The following is a 14,446-nucleotide window of genomic DNA, read 5'->3' as shown; positions in this document are numbered from 1 at the left end:
CGGCGCTGGGGGCTTAGCAACGCTGGGCTAAATCCGGCTCTTTATCATCAATTACGTCTACGTCTTCGGCTGCCACGGCCTTTTGCATGGCCGAGGGCGCGTACGGCTACCTGCTGAAGAACGCCAACCCCGAAAAAATGCGCCGCCTGATTAAAGGTGCGGTGGCGCATACGGTTGCCGTGTAGTAGCTTTGCCACGTAATGCCCTGCTAATCTGGCAATGGCGTATTGTAGTTGCCAGGGTAGGGTAGTGCCCATTGTTGTATGTTGTTTGATGTAGCGCCCATGCGCTTAGCTTCGTTGTCGGTTGCATTCGGCGTAGCCATGCTGTTTGCCGGAGGGCGTGCGCAAGCCGGGGGCGGCCCGGGCTCCGGCTGGGCGGTGGCCGGCCGGGAGTGGGCCTCTGCTACAACTTCAGCCGCCCCCGCCGACAACCCCGCTAACCCGGCCAGGCACAAAAAAACGGCTACTGCCGCGCCGCACACCCATACCGATAGCACCCGGCTGGTGGTGTTCCATCGGCCCGTGAGCACCCAGCCCGACGTGGAAGTGAGCGTGAACGGCGACGTGGTGGGCAACATTGCCGACAAGGGCTTTGTGCTGGTGCCCTGGCCCAATGCGCCCAACGAGCTAAGCCTGTGCCCCACCGCGCGCGCCGCCACCTGCGTAGCGGTGCATCCGCAGCATTGCCGCGTAAATTATTACGAGTTGGTGCCGGGCTACGGCAAGCACGCCGCTACGCTAAAGCCGGTTTCGGCCAAAGAGGGCGAGTTTTACCTGCGCTTGCTGCAGCAGCGCGCCCAGGAGCAGGGCATGCAGGCTGCCCGCCGCTAGCAGCCCCTGCGGCACCTAGGGCTGAAGCTCGGTGCTGGGGTCCCAGAAGCGCTGGGCGAAATCCGGCACCTTATCCTCGACGACGGGTACGCCTTCGGCCTCCAACGCCGCCTGCATAGCCGAGGGCGGGTTGTAGAACTGCTTGCCCGTGAGCATACCCAGGCGGTTGATAACGCGGTGGCAGGGCACGTACTCATCGCCGCGCAGGTCGTGGGCCGCCTGCATGGCCCAGCCAACCGTGCGGGCGCCCTGCTTGCTGCCCAGGTAATGCGCAATGGCACCGTAGGTAGAAACGCGCCCTGGCGGAATGAGGCGCACTACCTCGTACACATCCTGAAAGAAGTTGCGGTAACGTTCGTTGGGTTCCTTCATCAGCCCGAAGATACGGGCCCTAGGTGGCCGCGGCTGAACTTGGCCCAAGGGCAACGGGTTTTGGCCCAAGCAGAGCAGGAATAAATGCAACCATCTGCCTACCTTACAAGCCAAATCTCACCCTCACCTATCGTTTCGTATGAAAAACCGCAACCGCGTGTCGATCGTGGTGGCTGCCTGGGGCGCCTTGGCGCTGTGGGGCTGTGCATCGAGCTCCAAAACCGCCAGCACCACCGCCACGCAAACGACGGCAAGCACCACTACCGCAGCTCCGGCTGCCGAATCGTTCCCCGCCGGCGTGGGCCTGAACGTGGCCAACATCGACAAGTCAGTGTCGGCCTGCGACGACTTCAACCAATACGCCTCGGGCAACTGGTACAAAAACAACCCCATTCCGGCCGCTGAGGTACGTTGGGGCTCGTTCAACGAGCTGGCTGACAAGAACAACGCCGTAATGCGGCAAATCCTCGACGAAGCTGCCGCCAACAAAAGCGCCGCCAAAGGCACCAACGCCCAGAAAGTAGGCGACTACTACGCCTCGGCGATGGACACGGCAGCTATTGAAGCCGCTGGCCTAAAGTACCTGCAGCCCGAACTGGCCCGCATCAGCGCCGCCAAAGACCTGAAGAGCCTGCAAAACCAGCTGGTGCGCGCCCAAATGCTGCAAACCGGTGCCGTGTTCAACACCTACGTTGGCCAGGACGACAAAATCAGCTCGCAGTACGCCGTAAACCTGTACCAGGGCGGCCTGAGCCTGCCCGACCGCGATTATTACCTGAAGGACGACGCGCGCTCGAAGGGCATTCGGGCGGCGTACATGACGTACCTGACGAACACCTTTAAGCTGCTCGGCGACAACGAGGCCACGGCCCGCAAAAACGCCGAAACGGTAATGCGCCTCGAAACGCGCCTGGCCAAGGCCTCGAAAAGCCGCGTGGACCTGCGCGACCCCTACGCCAACTACAACAAAATGACGGTGGCCGAAGCCAACAAGCGCTTCCCCAACTTAGGGCTGAGCACGATGCTGCCGCAGTTGGGCCTGGGTGCGGCCAAAGAGGTAATCGTGGGTCAGCCGGCGTTCTTTCAGGAAGCCAGCAACGCCCTGAAAGCCGAGCCGCTCAACGACTGGAAAACCTACCTGCGCTGGCACCTGGTGTCGTCGGTGCCGTCGGCTTTGCCGCAGGCTTTCAACGACGAGTCGTTCCGTTTCCAGCAAGTACTCACGGGGGCCAAAAAGCAGCAGCCCCGCTGGAAGCGCATGATCCGGGCTACCGACGGTGCCCTGGGCGAAGCTTTCGGCCAGTTGTACGTCGACAAAGCTTTCACGCCCGAGGCCAAAGCCAAGGCGCTGGAAATGGTGGCCAACATCAAGGAGGCCATGGGTGAGCACATCCAGAGCAACGACTGGATGAGCGACGCCACCAAGAAGGAAGCCATGAAGAAGCTCAACGCCTTCACGGTGAAGATTGGCTACCCCGATCAGTGGAAGGACTACTCGGCGCTGAACATCTCGCGCGAGTCGTACCTGAAAAACGTGCTGGCCTCGCGCGAGTGGGCTTACCGCGACATGGCCAGCAAGTTTGGCAAGCCCATCGACCGCAAGGAGTGGGGCATGACGCCGCCCACCGTGAATGCCTACTACAATCCGTCGATGAACGAGATTGTATTCCCGGCCGGCATCATGCAGCCGCCCTTCTTCGATCCGAAAGCCGATGATGCCGTGAACTACGGCGGCATGGGCGCGGTAATCGGCCACGAAATCACCCACGGCTTCGACGACCAGGGCCGCCAGTACGATGCCGAAGGCAACCTGAAAGACTGGTGGACCAAGGAAGACGCCGAGAAGTTCGAGGCCCGCGCGGCCGTAGTTGGCAAGCAGTACTCGGCCTTCCAGCCGCTCGACTCGGTGTACGTGAACGGCAAGCTGACCATGGGCGAGAACCTGGCCGACCTAGGGGGCCTGAGCATTGCCCACTCGGCCCTGCAAAAGCAGCTGAAAAAGCAGTACCCCAACGGCAACGTGCCCAAGTACGACGGCCTCACGCCCGACCAGCGCTTCTTCCTGGCCTGGGCCCAGATCTGGCGTACCAACGCGCGGCCGGAGTTCCTGCGTCAGCAAGTACTCACCGACCCGCACTCGCCGGCGCAGTTCCGTACCAACGGCCCGCTGATGAACATGCCGCAGTTCTTTGAAGCTTTCGGCTGCAAAGAGGATGCAAAAATGGTACGCGCCAAAACCGAGCGTGCCAAGATTTGGTAAGCCGATTGGCTCCTGATTGAAAAAGCGGCCCGCGCAGTTAGCGCGGGCCGCTTTTTCTTTGCCGATTTATCGTCCGCAGTCGTATAGCCAGGCAGCGGCCAAGGTGTTTCAGCTGAAATCGGAGGCAGGTTTAACTGCTTTCTCTAGGCGGTGTCTGTAAACTCCAGAACGGTCATGCTGAGCCTGTCGAAGCATCTCTACCGCTTCGTGGAACGAGCCCAGACGAAGCGGTAGAGATGCTTCGACAGGCTCAGCATGACGACCAGGAGGCTTGAAGCAACTTTTCAGACACAGCCTAGGTCGTTGTCATGTCGAGCTTGTCGAGACATCTCGCGTGCTGATGCCAGATAGAAAATTACTATCCGCCGAGATGTCTCGACTGCGCTCGACATGACGACCTAGGAAAGCAGGCGAAGCGGTAGAGATGCTTGGCTTACGCCTTCCTTCGGTTCGACAAGCGGACGCCAGATGAAGCAGACGGTTATTACCTAGCGAGCTACCTCAACAAGCTCGACATGACGTTCTTTGGGCATTGAAGCGTATTCATCCAAACCACTTCGCATGAACAAGCTTTTATCCGCCGCCCTAGGTGCTTTGTTGCTCCTGAGCGCCTGCCAGCGCAAGGACGCACGCAAAATCGCCACCGCCGATAGTGCCCCAGCTGCCGCCACACCCGCGCCCGCTGCCCCCGACCAAACCGCCGCGTACCTCAGCAACCCGCAAGTGGGCGACGTGCTGGTGGTGCGCTTCTTTCCGGAGGGCGGCGCGCAGGAGCAGTTCTATTTCTACCGCGTGTTCCGCGTGAGCGGCGACAGTATCCTGACGAACCCGGCGCGCAACCCCGCCAGCAGCGCCACGGCCGATGTAAGCGGCATGGATGTGTTTGCGCCGCAGGCAGTGCGCGCCTACACGCGACAGGAGCTGGTTGATTTTCAGAAAGAAGACCCCACCGACCGGCAACACGCTAAGCTGGTGCAGGTTCGGCGGGGCCAGTAGACCTAGGCGAGCGGGCTATTTCAGGATTTCCACCTTCATGCCTACGTCCTTGAGGGGCCAGTTGTAGGCATCAACGGGCACCTGGTTGATTTTCTCGACCACGTCCATGCCCTCCACCACTTCACCGAACACGGTGTACTGGCCATCGAGAGCGGGTACGCCGCCATCGGTGGCGTATGCTTTTACCTGCTCGGGCGTAAGCTTGCGCCCCGCCACGGCCTGCGCCTGCGGCGCTTTCAGGGGCTTGCCGACGGTGAAGTAGAAATCGTGCGAGGAGGAGAGACGGCCGGGGTTCTTCTCGTCGTCGTAGCGGGCCATGCCCACGGCCCCGCGGCGGTGGAAGTACTCGGGCTTGATTTCGGGCGGCAGGTGGTACTTGCCCAGGCTGATGGTGCGCTTATCGGAGTTGCCGCCCTGCACCACAAAGCCCTTCTCCACGCGGTAAAACACCGTCTGATCGAGGTAGCCTTTATTGGCCAGCAGCAGGAAATTGGCGCGGTGCAGCGGGGTATCCTTAAACAAGCGCACCTTCACCGGGCCCATATCCGTTTTGATCAGCACCTCGGTTTGCGGATGCTCCTGGCCGTACTTCGTCAGGATTTCCACCACGTTCTGGTCGTTGATCTTGGTCAGGTCGGGGCCGGGCCGGCCCGAGCCATCGGCCGATACGGGCGCGGCTTGTTCCTGCGCCGGCTGCTGCCGGTTGCAGGCAACCGCCGAAAGCAAGGCGGCACCTAGGGCGGCGTAGGCGAGGGTGGGGCGGATGCGGGTAGCGGTGGTGGTCATGGCAGCAAGAAAAATCTTTCGATCCTGGGGCAAGTCCGGAAAGCAAACATACACGGCTTCGGCAACTCGGCGCCAGGTGGCCGCCCGGCCCGCTGCTTTATAACGTGCGCGCTGCGCATTCGGGACAAACGCAGCGCCGGTGCAAGCCAGCAATATTGCACCGAGCAACAAAAAACGCCCCTGCCGAGCAGGGGCGTTTGGGAGAGGGCAAGCCGCCGCCGGAGCGGGTGGCCTATTTGTCGTTGAAGGGGCTGTTGTCGTCCTTCTTCTTGGCTTTGGTTTTTTCCTTCTGCTTGTCGTTGTCGCGCTTTTCCTTGGTCTTCACCTTGTCGGGCTCGGGCGCGGCGGGGGCCGCCGGGGCGGCTTCGGGAGCCGGAGCGGGGGCGGCGCCATCGGCCGAGCCTACCACGTCGGGCTTTTCGGCGGCTTTCTCCTTTTGCATCGAGAGCAGCATGTTCAGGGGCACCAGCTGGTTGTCCTTCCAGGCTTCAAGCTGTTCGTCGAGCAGCTTCTTTTCTTCTTTGCTGAGCTTGCCGGGGCGCATCAGGGTGTTCAGGTCGGGGCTACCGGCGTCTTTCCAGGCCGTGTACCACATCGAGGCCACCAGCGTGGGGGCACCTTTCAGGCGATAGGCCACCATGCCGCCCACTTTTTTGTGGTACTCCTTGGCAAACTCATCGGAGTAGGAGCGGCGCGTTTTGCCGTATTTGTGCGAGTAGGAGTACTTCTTTTCGGTGGTGAAGTTCTTGCTCAGCTCCATCTCGTAGTCGAAGGTGGCCCCCAGGAAGCCGTACGACTCCTGCACCACTTTCCAGATGGCCGACTTCGGGTCTTTGACGTACTCGGCCTTTTCCGAATCGAGCTTGTACTCGGCAATAAACATTTCGGGCAGCTTCGACTCCCACAACGAGTGCAGGCCGGTTTGCTTGGTAAGCTGGCCGTCGTAGTTCTCGGTGGTGTGCAGCGGCACAAACGCATCGGCCACGTAGTGGTTCAGGTCGGCCGACAAGGCAATAATGGCCGTGGTGTCGCGCTGCTTGAAGGCTTCGGTCAGCTTCTCCTTGGTTTCGAGCACTACCCACGGCACCACGCCGTACTTCTTCAGCGTATCGGCGGTGTACTTGGCTACGGCCTTGTCGTAGTCTTTCGGCATCATCCCGAAGGGGTTGTCGCCGAAATGGTCCATGTCGATGAAGTGCTTGGTGGCCTCGGTGGGGTCGTCGTTGCGGCGCTCATCGGGAGCGGTGCTCAGCTTCACGAGCTGGGGCATGTGCCGGTAGTAGAAACCCTGCAAGCTGGAAGGCAGCGCGTACACGGCAATTTGCGTGATGGTGCGGTGGCCAAAAAAGCCCCAACCGGGCGAAAGCACCGGCACCAGCATGGCCAGCGCCAGGGAGAATAAAGCTTTTTTCATGGAAGAGTGCCAAAAGGCGGGAAAAGGCCTTTAAAGTTCGGGAAATTTTGCTCTCGGTGTAGCGCGGAGCGGTGCTCGGTGCAGGCATAGAAGGCGCCAATGCGGAACTGCGCAGCGGGATGTACGCCCAGGTGCTTTGTAGCCTGTGTGAAGCACTGGCGCAAGCCCGAACCCGCCGGGCTAATGCTCGCGCCGGTAACTTGCTCGCCTGCTACAACGCAACACCCACCTAGGGCATTTTGCGTTACAGTAGCCTCATCAGCACCCAGCCACCCGCCCCTTGAACGAAATATCCAAAAAGAAACCCTCGTACCGCATCAGCCAGCCGCTGCGCGAGTACCTGCACCTCTACGACCGCGAAACGCGCCTGCCCGTTACTTACGGCGACTTGCTGCGCTCCACGGGCTCGTTTCCGCTGCTCGACCGCCAAGGCACCGACACCCTCTGGGAAACCGTGCACTACGAGCCGCACACCTTGCTGGAGCTCAGCCAGGGCCTGACGCAGGTGTACGCGCTGCTGAAAACCGACGGCGACCTGTCGTTTACGGAGCACCTGATTGCCGACCGCGTGGATTACTGCCGGTTCGGCAACTCCAACCCGTTTCGGGTGCGCATCGTCAACCAGTTCAACGACAACTACGACTACTTTTACGTGAAGCGAGCCGACGCCTCGCGCGTGTACGGGCTGGAGCTGGAGCACCTGTTGTCACCCAACAGCATCAACTTTCTGGTGGCCGGCGACACGCTAATCGAGGAGCACATTGCCGGCATTCCGGGCGACGATTTTATCCGTACGCGCCTCGACCGGCCGCATCTCAACCAGGTGCGTATTGCCAAGGAGTTCGTGAAGTTCAACGAGCGGTGCTTTGCGCGCTTGCTCGGCGATATGCGCTCCTACAACTACGTTATCGACGTGACGCCCGACTTCGAGGACGAGCAATACCGTGTGCGGGCCATCGACTTCGACCAGCAGAGCTACGAGGGGCACAAGGCCATGTACCTGCCGCAGTACTTCCGCGACAACCGCCCCGTGGTGGAGCTGGTGCGGCAGCTGCTCTCGCCCGAAACCATCCGGCAGTACCAAACCGAGGAGCGCACCCTGATGGCCCGCCGCGCCCGCGCCGAGCGTTACCGCCTGAAAGACCTCATCGATTGCATGCGACAGGAAGACCTCTCGCCGCCCGATAAAATCGCGCAGCTCAAGAAAGAGCTAAACCTGCACCACCAGTCCACGGAGTTCGACCGTTGCGACTCCATCGGCGACGTGGTGCGCATGAACCTGCGCCTCGTGCTCGGCCGACCCCGAATAGCCTAGGTGCCGCACCAGCGCCGAACCAGCAGGAGCTGCTACGATTCTCGGGGGGGCGGAAGGGAGGCTAGTTCCCCAGGCCCAGCAGAAAAGCCAACGACAGCTCCGGGCCACCCGGGCCGAAAAGGCGCACCAGGCTGCGCATTTCTTTGCTGGGGCGGCCGTTGGAGGCGTAGTGGTAAGTGGCAGGGTCGCCGGTGAAAACCAAGCCGTAGCCAATTGTGCCCAGCATGGCAAAGCGGCCGGGCTGCCAGCGCAAACCGCTGCGCAGGTGCAGCACGCCGCTGGGCCTGAGCGAGTACTGCACTTCTTCGCTGTCGAGGGCAAGGCTAACGTTGGCAAAGCGCCCGGAGCGGGCAAGGTTGGCGGCGAAAAACGGCGACACGCGCTTTGCGGGCTCGAGGTAATACCGCACGCCCACGCCAATCTTACCGCCCATGCCCACGCCCAGCCCGCCATTCACCTCCAGGTTAGCCGACACGAGCTGGCTGTACTCGAGCCCCCAGCCGTAGGGCGCGCCCCAGCCCAGGCTCAGACCTAGGGAGCTGGCAGGGTAAAGCGGCGGCTGGCTTAGGGGCGCAGGGCCGGCGGGCGGCGAAAGCGGCCGGGCCGCCAGCTTGGTAGTATCGGGCCGGGCGGCCAGTTCCGACTGCGCCTGTGCCGATGGGGTTGCAAATACGGCCAGGCTAAAAGCGGCCACGATAGAGCTAATGGTATAGTTTGCCATGGCCGCAAAAATGCGCGAAAGCAGCCGGTTTCGGCTGCTTTCGCGGGTAGTTCGGCGGCAAAAATTTTTTAACTGCCCTTCACGGTTTCGCTCGGGCTGTTCTGGCGCCGGTCGAGCAGCTCGCCGAGCTTGGCGAAGATGAATTCGGCGGCCAGCTCGCGCAGCTTTTCGGTGGGGCCTTTGAGCACCTCGCGGTACTCGTGGGCGCGGCCGGCAAGCATAATCGTGACGAAGATGGTGCCCGAAGGCTTATCGGGCGTTTCGGAGGCGCCGGGCCCGAACAGGCCGGTAATGGCCACGCACACATCGGCGGGCAGCTGCTTGTGCAGGCCGTCCACCATTTCGTTGGTGGTTTGCTGGCTTTCGGCCGAGTACTCCTCCAGGGTTTTCTTCTTGACACCTAGCAGGCGCTGCTTGGCCTCGCCGTGGTACGTAACCACCGAGCCCAGTAGCACATTGCTCACGCCCTGGGCCGGTGCCAGCTGAGCCGCTACCCAGCCGCAGGTACAGCTTTCGGCCAGGGCCAGCGTAAGCTTGTGTTGCAGGAATTTCTTAACGAGCGAGTCGACGTCGGGTGTTTTCATAGCAGTAGGGGGCGGCATGCTGCCTTACGCGTACAAGCACAGCTGAGTTAGTCCCACGCTTGGGTTTAGGGCTAAAATCAGCCAACATACCGCGCTACTGCCCGAGTTTACTCCTGCCGGTACACCACGCCCTGCTTCATCACAAAGCGCACGCGCTGCATGGTTTTAATGTCCTGCAGCGGGTCGCCGTCCACGGCTACCACATCGGCCAGCTTGCCGGGCTCCAGGGCGCCTAGGTTGGGCGTTTGGCCCAGCAGCTCGGCAGCGTTGAGGGTGGCAGCGCGCAACGCCTCCAGCGCCGGCATGCCCGCCTCCACCATGTACTGAAACTCCATGGCATTTACGCCGTGCCGGAACACCGAGGCATCGGTACCGAACGCAATCTTAACACCTGCCTTGTAGGCCTTGCCGAAAGTGCCTTGCAGCTTAGGGCCGATGGCCAGGGCTTTGGGCGTAACCAGCGGCGGGTAATAATTGGGGTACTTGGCGGCCGAGTCGGCTACGGATTTGCCGGCCGTGATGGTGGGCACGTACCAGGTGCCGTACTTCTTCATCAGCTTAATGGTCTCGTCGTCCATCAGGGTGCCGTGCTCGATGCTGGTAACGCCCGCCCGGATGGCGCGCTTCATGCCCTCGGCGCCGTGGGCGTGGCAGGCCACGTTCAGGCCCAGGTCGCGGGCGGTTTCTACCACGGCCTTGATTTCCTCCTCGGTAAACTGCGGGGCCGAGCCATCTTTGGCCACCGACAGCACGCCGCCCGTCGAGGCAATCTTGATGAGGTCGGCGCCGCGCTTGTACTGCTCGCGCACGGCCTGGCGGCATTGGTCGGGGCCGTTGGCCACGCCCTCGGCCGGGCCGGGCACGCCCATCAAATCGAGGCGGTAGCCGTTGGTGGGGTCCATGTGGCCGCCCGTGCCGCTAATGGCTTTGCCCACCGTGAAGATGCGCGGCCCCGCCACCTGCCCGCGGTTGATGGCGTTGCGCAGGGAGATATTGATGCCCGAGCCGCCTAGGTCGCGCACGGTGGTAAAGCCGGCCAGCAGGGTGGTGCGGGCGTGGGCCTCGGCCGCGTAAGCTACGTCGCCAGGGTTTTCGGTAAACTCTTTCAGGAAGTTGTCTTTGCTGGTTTCGCCCTCCACGTGCACGTGGCAGTCGATGAGGCCGGGCAGCACGGTGCGGTTCTTCAGGTCGATGACCTTATCGGCCGCGCCGCCGGGCGTGGCGTAGCCGGCCTGCAGGGCCTGCACGCGCCCGTTTTCGATAACCAGGGTTTGCTCCGTCAGCAGCTTGCCGGCGCGCACATCGAGCAGGCGGCCGCAGTGCAGGTAAGTTTTTTGCGCGAAGGCGGCCGTGCTCAGGCCAAGCAGCAACGCCGTACTAAACAAGCGTTTGGCAGGGGTAGAAAGGGGCATGGTGGGGGTATTGCGGTGAGTAGCCACCCAAGGTAAGGTATGCGCGGCATCGGATGAATGCGTATGTTAGGCGTGCCGAATATTCGGCAGCGTATCTAACCCACTGTCAGACCTATGGCCACCCCCGAAGAATTTGAACAAGCCGCCCAACGCGCTCAGCAACTGCCCAAAAAGCCCGACAACATGACGCTGCTCAAGCTCTACGCTTTGTACAAGCAAGCTTCGGAAGGCGACGTAAGCGGCGACCGGCCGGGCGGGTTCGACTTCAAAGCCATTGCCAAGTACGACGCCTGGGCCGGCCTCAACGGCAAAAGCCAGGACGACGCCCGCCAGGAGTACGTTGACCTGGTAAACCAGCTCTTTCAGCAGGCCTAGACCACGGATTCAAGCGGGTTTGTCGGATTTGGCTTACGCTTTCCTTCGGTTCGCGGATTTCGTGGACGGCTAAAGCCAATACCGGGGCCCGGAGCGCATTGCTCCGGGTCTTTTTTGTGGCGCAGGCCCGGCCGACCTAGGGCGTGGCCGGGGCCGACGAACGGCAGTTCGGCCGGGCCCAAACAAGAACAGCCCGGCCACCAGGCCGGGCTGTCGGAGACAAACTGAATCGGCCGCAAAATCCGCCAAATCCGACGAATCCGCCCGAATCCGTGGTCTAGGCTTTGCGGGGCGGCAGGTCGAAGGCCACGGCGTTGTGCTCGAAGTGGCCTTTGTGCGAACCGTCGCAGAAGGGTTTCTGGCTGGAGAGGCCGCAGCGGCAAATGCTGACGAGCGTGCGGCCCTGCAGGCCGTACTCGTTGCCCTGGGCATCGACGATGATGAAGTCTTCGCCTTCGACGCGCAAAGAGCCGTTGTTGTTGACGGTGAGTTTAGTGGGCATAGGAAAAAGGGGTGTAGGAAAAGCAGTGAAACCCTAGGTGCCCGGGGCGCCGGCCGTGCCGGGCACCTAGGCGAAGGGCAGAATTTTGGCCTGCAGCGGCTTACGCATCACGTAATCGTTCATCCAGTAGGGGCCGATGGGAACATCCTCTTCGCGGTGCTGCTGAAAGCCCAGGTGTTCGTAGAAACCCAGGGCCGGGTTGTGGCGGTTTACATTCAGCTCCAGCCACAGGCCGCCGGCGTCGCGGGCCGCATCCTCCACGGCCGTTACGAGCTGCTGACCTAGGCGCCGGCCCTGGTGCGAAGGCAGCACGTACAGCTTGTGCAGCTTAAACGTGCCCGGCTCGGTGGCCCGCTCGCTGAAGGACGCATAGCCCGCCGGGCGCCCCTCGTAGTGCAGCACCAGAAAGCGGTGGCCTTCGTCGGCCATCTGGCGCTGCAGCGAGGCCGGCGTGTAGATGACGCGGTACATGTACTCGATTTGCTCCTTCGAAATGATGAAGCGGTACGTCGGCTCCCAGGTGGCTTCGGCCACCTCAATAATCGTCGGGATATCGGCCAGCGTGGCGGGTTGTATGGCTACGGCAGCAGCGGCTGAATCGGGCATAAGGCGCAAAAAGGGCATAATTTCGGTAAAAAACGAGCGTTTTAGGGCCAGCGCCGCATGTTTGGCCCGAATTTTAGATAGTACGTACCTATGCCTGGGGCCCACCGCCCCGCTCTTACCCCGAAACCACACTTCCCCGATATGAAATCCACCGTTCTTTCAAGCCTGTTTGCTGCTTCGTTGCTTGCCTGCGCGGCGCCCGGTGCCTCGGCCCAAACGCGCCCGGCTACTACGCCGCCGGCCGCGCAGCAGAAGCCGCAGCAGGCCCCGTCGCAGAAGCCCGCGCCGCGCCCGGCCCCCAGCTCCACGAGCACGGAGGTGCGGCAGGCCGCCACGTCGGTTGAGCGCGACCTGGGCATTTTCCGCGACTGGGTAAACGACAAGCTCGAGCGCGCCGAAACCGGTGCCCGCCGCGATTTACCGCGCGTTATGGACGAGTTCGATTACCAGAGCAAGCGCATCGACAAAGCCGTGGACAGCCTCTCGGCCCAGGGCAAGCGCGAGTACGGCAACCTCAAGAGCCGCTACCACAACTGGGAAGCCACCCAGCGCCGCCTGCAGGAAGAAGCCGGCCAGCCGCAAACCCAGCAACAGGCCCAAACGCAAATCCTGGGCGAAAACGTGAACCTGGCCACCGTGCGGGCCGCGGAAATGCACGACCTGTACGGCCGCTTCATCGACTACGTGCGCGTAAACCGCCACGACTGGGACCCCGAGGATTGGGCCGTGGCCAGCAACGTGCTCACCAAGATGAACGGGCGCTACGAGAAAGTGCGCGAGCAGATTCCGATGGAGGAGCGCCTGCGCATTCGTTCGTGGCAGGCCGAGTTCCGCACGCTCGAAAAAGCCAAGCAAACCAAAAAGGCCCTCGACGAATAGGGCTGAAGCTCACCTGCTTTTCGCACCACGGGCGGTCCGATCCTGCATGCAGGGTTGGGCCGCCCGTTGTTGTTGGAAGCGGGTAGGGAGCACGCGCCCATGGCTTCGGCTAGGCAGCCGAGGTACTGTTTGTTTTTGGGGCCCGTTGGCGCAGCCATTTCCAGGCCACGGGCAGGCTGTAAAACATGCGCAGCTCAATTTCCTCGCCGATGGCATCGGCCACGCTCGTGTTTTCGAGCGACATGGGCGTGTCCGGGTCCATCACGTAGGCAAAGGCATGGAGCCCGTTTTTCTTGGCCCGCGGCAGCCACTCAAACTGAATCCAGTCGATGGAGTCGCCCCAGTCGCCGGTGGTGCCGCGCTTGTCGTTTACCAAACCCAGGGGGTGCAGCTGCTCAATCCAGGGCAGGCTGGCCTCGCCCACCTGAATTACCAGCTCGCCGGTGAGGTGCCCGTGCCAGCACACGTACAGCACCCGCTCGGCCACGAAGTAGTTGAATTCGGCAACGGTAGCGCCCGAGGGGTCGGCTACGCGATGCACCAGCTCGGCGCTCGAGTGTGCTTTCGAACCGCCCGGCTGAGGGCTTAAGGGCTGCGGCATGTGACTTAAGTTACAATAATTTGAAACAGTAGCCAATGAGCAACAACAACGATAATCGGCTGATGGGTTTGCCTTACTTTTGTGCGCTCATTTCTGATTTCGCCCCTGCTCATGCACATCGCCATCGTTGGCAATATAGGTGCCGGTAAAACCACGCTCGCTCACAAGCTGGCCCACCACTTCAATTGGGAAGTGTTTCTGGAAGACGTCGACCACAATCCTTACCTCAAGGATTTTTACGACGATATGCCCCGCTGGTCGTTTCACCTGCAGGTGTATTTTCTTAATAGCCGCTTCCGCCAAACGCAGCGCATCAAAGAGATGAAGACGATTGGCAAAGGCGTGATTCAGGACCGCACCATCTACGAGGATGCCCACATCTTCGCGGCCAACCTGCACGAGTCGGGCATGATGATCGAGCGCGACTACCAGAACTACCTAGGGCTGTTCGAGTCGATGATCAGCATGGTCGATCCGCCCGATTTGCTGCTCTACCTCAAAGCCGATTTGCCCAAGCTCATCCATCAGATCGAGAAGCGCGGCCGCGACTACGAAAACAACATGCGCATCGAGTACCTGCGCAACCTCAACGAGCACTACGAACGCTGGATCAGCAACTACAAGCACGGCAAGCTGCTGATTGTGGACGTAAGCCAGCTCGACTACGTAAGCCGCCCCGAAGACCTGGGCACCATCATCGAGAAGATTCAGGCCAACCTGTTCGGTTTGTTTTAGTTAGGGCTTAGGTGTTAGGTTTTAGGGGCTAGGCACCTAGGGCAAACCAACACAA

At 61.5% G+C, this 14,446-nt stretch carries 16 protein-coding genes; 7 read left to right on the top strand and 9 right to left on the bottom strand.

The features are described 5' to 3' along the window. Nucleotides 1-263: 263 nt before the first annotated feature. Nucleotides 264-833, top strand: coding sequence for a hypothetical protein (locus OIS50_RS09600; RefSeq protein WP_264694271.1), 570 nt, complete (start codon nucleotides 264-266; stop codon nucleotides 831-833). Nucleotides 834-848: 15 nt separating this feature from the next. On the opposite strand, the gene OIS50_RS09595 is transcribed toward OIS50_RS09600, so the two are convergent. Beyond that, nucleotides 849-1,205 carry an MGMT family protein gene (locus OIS50_RS09595; protein WP_264694354.1) on the bottom strand — a complete coding sequence of 119 codons (357 nt, stop codon included), beginning with the start codon at nucleotides 1,203-1,205 and terminating at the stop codon, nucleotides 849-851. Nucleotides 1,206-1,344: 139 nt separating this feature from the next. Between OIS50_RS09595 and OIS50_RS09590 the strand changes: the two genes are divergently transcribed. Both OIS50_RS09590 and OIS50_RS09585 read left to right on the top strand, forming a co-directional pair. Further along, nucleotides 1,345-3,465, top strand: coding sequence for a M13 family metallopeptidase (locus tag OIS50_RS09590; protein ID WP_264694269.1), 2,121 nt, complete (start codon nucleotides 1,345-1,347; stop codon nucleotides 3,463-3,465). 561 nt (nucleotides 3,466-4,026) lie between these two features. Further along, nucleotides 4,027-4,461, top strand: a complete 435-nt coding sequence (locus OIS50_RS09585) for a hypothetical protein (RefSeq protein ID WP_264694267.1) — start codon at nucleotides 4,027-4,029, stop codon at nucleotides 4,459-4,461. 15 nt (nucleotides 4,462-4,476) lie between these two features. Here the strand turns inward: OIS50_RS09585 and OIS50_RS09580 are convergent, their stop codons facing one another. Then, nucleotides 4,477-5,247: a peptidylprolyl isomerase gene (locus OIS50_RS09580; RefSeq protein ID WP_264694265.1), complete on the bottom strand. Its 771-nt coding sequence runs from the start codon at nucleotides 5,245-5,247 to the stop codon at nucleotides 4,477-4,479. Nucleotides 5,248-5,479: 232 nt separating this feature from the next. After that, a complete protein-coding gene (locus tag OIS50_RS09575; RefSeq protein ID WP_264694263.1) occupies nucleotides 5,480-6,661 on the bottom strand; it encodes a zinc dependent phospholipase C family protein in 1,182 nt (393 codons plus the stop codon). Between the two features lie 280 nt (nucleotides 6,662-6,941). On the opposite strand from OIS50_RS09575, the gene OIS50_RS09570 reads away from it, so the two are divergent. Beyond that, nucleotides 6,942-7,976: a hypothetical protein gene (locus tag OIS50_RS09570; RefSeq protein WP_264694261.1), complete on the top strand. Its 1,035-nt coding sequence runs from the start codon at nucleotides 6,942-6,944 to the stop codon at nucleotides 7,974-7,976. Nucleotides 7,977-8,037: 61 nt separating this feature from the next. On the opposite strand, the gene OIS50_RS09565 is transcribed toward OIS50_RS09570, so the two are convergent. The 3 genes from OIS50_RS09565 to OIS50_RS09555 all read right to left on the bottom strand — a co-directional run bounded on the left by OIS50_RS09565 (nucleotide 8,038) and on the right by OIS50_RS09555 (nucleotide 10,693). After that, entirely contained in the window at nucleotides 8,038-8,697 is a 660-nt protein-coding gene (locus OIS50_RS09565) for a hypothetical protein (protein WP_264694259.1), read from the bottom strand. A gap of 68 nt (nucleotides 8,698-8,765) precedes the next feature. Further along, entirely contained in the window at nucleotides 8,766-9,281 is a 516-nt protein-coding gene (locus tag OIS50_RS09560; RefSeq protein WP_264694257.1) for a CinA family protein, read from the bottom strand. Between the two features lie 107 nt (nucleotides 9,282-9,388). Beyond that, entirely contained in the window at nucleotides 9,389-10,693 is a 1,305-nt protein-coding gene (locus OIS50_RS09555; protein WP_264694255.1) for a metal-dependent hydrolase family protein, read from the bottom strand. Between the two features lie 114 nt (nucleotides 10,694-10,807). On the opposite strand from OIS50_RS09555, the gene OIS50_RS09550 reads away from it, so the two are divergent. Then, nucleotides 10,808-11,068 (top strand): acyl-CoA-binding protein, encoded by a 261-nt coding sequence (locus OIS50_RS09550; protein ID WP_264694253.1) that lies wholly within the window; start codon nucleotides 10,808-10,810, stop codon nucleotides 11,066-11,068. A gap of 277 nt (nucleotides 11,069-11,345) precedes the next feature. On the opposite strand, the gene OIS50_RS09545 is transcribed toward OIS50_RS09550, so the two are convergent. Together OIS50_RS09545 and OIS50_RS09540 are read right to left on the bottom strand one after the other, a co-directional pair. After that, on the bottom strand, nucleotides 11,346-11,570 hold the full coding sequence (locus tag OIS50_RS09545) for a CDGSH iron-sulfur domain-containing protein (RefSeq protein WP_264694252.1): 225 nt from the start codon (nucleotides 11,568-11,570) through the stop codon (nucleotides 11,346-11,348). A 66-nt stretch (nucleotides 11,571-11,636) separates the two neighbouring features. Further along, the gene (locus OIS50_RS09540) at nucleotides 11,637-12,176 is read right to left on the bottom strand and encodes a GNAT family N-acetyltransferase (RefSeq protein WP_264694250.1); all 540 of its coding nucleotides are present in this window, start codon (nucleotides 12,174-12,176) and stop codon (nucleotides 11,637-11,639) included. Nucleotides 12,177-12,317: 141 nt separating this feature from the next. On the opposite strand from OIS50_RS09540, the gene OIS50_RS09535 reads away from it, so the two are divergent. Continuing rightward, nucleotides 12,318-13,055 carry a hypothetical protein gene (locus OIS50_RS09535; RefSeq protein ID WP_264694248.1) on the top strand — a complete coding sequence of 246 codons (738 nt, stop codon included), beginning with the start codon at nucleotides 12,318-12,320 and terminating at the stop codon, nucleotides 13,053-13,055. A gap of 109 nt (nucleotides 13,056-13,164) precedes the next feature. On the opposite strand, the gene OIS50_RS09530 is transcribed toward OIS50_RS09535, so the two are convergent. After that, nucleotides 13,165-13,656, bottom strand: a complete 492-nt coding sequence (locus OIS50_RS09530; RefSeq protein ID WP_264694246.1) for a hypothetical protein — start codon at nucleotides 13,654-13,656, stop codon at nucleotides 13,165-13,167. Between the two features lie 111 nt (nucleotides 13,657-13,767). On the opposite strand from OIS50_RS09530, the gene OIS50_RS09525 reads away from it, so the two are divergent. After that, a complete protein-coding gene (locus OIS50_RS09525; RefSeq protein WP_264694244.1) occupies nucleotides 13,768-14,391 on the top strand; it encodes a deoxynucleoside kinase in 624 nt (207 codons plus the stop codon). Nucleotides 14,392-14,446 lie beyond the last annotated feature (55 nt).

This window comes from Hymenobacter sp. YIM 151858-1, assembly GCF_025979705.1.
In the GTDB taxonomy this organism is placed as follows: Bacteria; Bacteroidota; Bacteroidia; order Cytophagales; family Hymenobacteraceae; genus Solirubrum.
The sequence above is the reverse complement of the archived record's forward strand: the minus strand, read 5'-3'. Positions and strand labels throughout refer to the sequence as shown.

What these genes read in the sequence shown, in the direction of transcription:
- OIS50_RS09600 (WP_264694271.1), top strand. Translation starts at nt 264, where the DNA reads ATGTTGTTTGATGTAGCGCCCATGCGCTTAGCTTCGTTGTCGGTTGCA.
- OIS50_RS09555 (WP_264694255.1), bottom strand. Translation starts at nt 10,693, where the DNA reads ATGCCCCTTTCTACCCCTGCCAAACGCTTGTTTAGTACGGCGTTGCTG.
- OIS50_RS09550 (WP_264694253.1), top strand. Translation starts at nt 10,808, where the DNA reads ATGGCCACCCCCGAAGAATTTGAACAAGCCGCCCAACGCGCTCAGCAA.
- OIS50_RS09585 (WP_264694267.1), top strand. Translation starts at nt 4,027, where the DNA reads ATGAACAAGCTTTTATCCGCCGCCCTAGGTGCTTTGTTGCTCCTGAGC.
- OIS50_RS09565 (WP_264694259.1), bottom strand. Translation starts at nt 8,697, where the DNA reads ATGGCAAACTATACCATTAGCTCTATCGTGGCCGCTTTTAGCCTGGCC.
- OIS50_RS09540 (WP_264694250.1), bottom strand. Translation starts at nt 12,176, where the DNA reads ATGCCCGATTCAGCCGCTGCTGCCGTAGCCATACAACCCGCCACGCTG.
- OIS50_RS09595 (WP_264694354.1), bottom strand. Translation starts at nt 1,205, where the DNA reads ATGAAGGAACCCAACGAACGTTACCGCAACTTCTTTCAGGATGTGTAC.
- OIS50_RS09530 (WP_264694246.1), bottom strand. Translation starts at nt 13,656, where the DNA reads ATGCCGCAGCCCTTAAGCCCTCAGCCGGGCGGTTCGAAAGCACACTCG.
- OIS50_RS09535 (WP_264694248.1), top strand. Translation starts at nt 12,318, where the DNA reads ATGAAATCCACCGTTCTTTCAAGCCTGTTTGCTGCTTCGTTGCTTGCC.
- OIS50_RS09580 (WP_264694265.1), bottom strand. Translation starts at nt 5,247, where the DNA reads ATGACCACCACCGCTACCCGCATCCGCCCCACCCTCGCCTACGCCGCC.
- OIS50_RS09525 (WP_264694244.1), top strand. Translation starts at nt 13,768, where the DNA reads ATGCACATCGCCATCGTTGGCAATATAGGTGCCGGTAAAACCACGCTC.
- OIS50_RS09590 (WP_264694269.1), top strand. Translation starts at nt 1,345, where the DNA reads ATGAAAAACCGCAACCGCGTGTCGATCGTGGTGGCTGCCTGGGGCGCC.
- OIS50_RS09545 (WP_264694252.1), bottom strand. Translation starts at nt 11,570, where the DNA reads ATGCCCACTAAACTCACCGTCAACAACAACGGCTCTTTGCGCGTCGAA.
- OIS50_RS09560 (WP_264694257.1), bottom strand. Translation starts at nt 9,281, where the DNA reads ATGAAAACACCCGACGTCGACTCGCTCGTTAAGAAATTCCTGCAACAC.
- OIS50_RS09575 (WP_264694263.1), bottom strand. Translation starts at nt 6,661, where the DNA reads ATGAAAAAAGCTTTATTCTCCCTGGCGCTGGCCATGCTGGTGCCGGTG.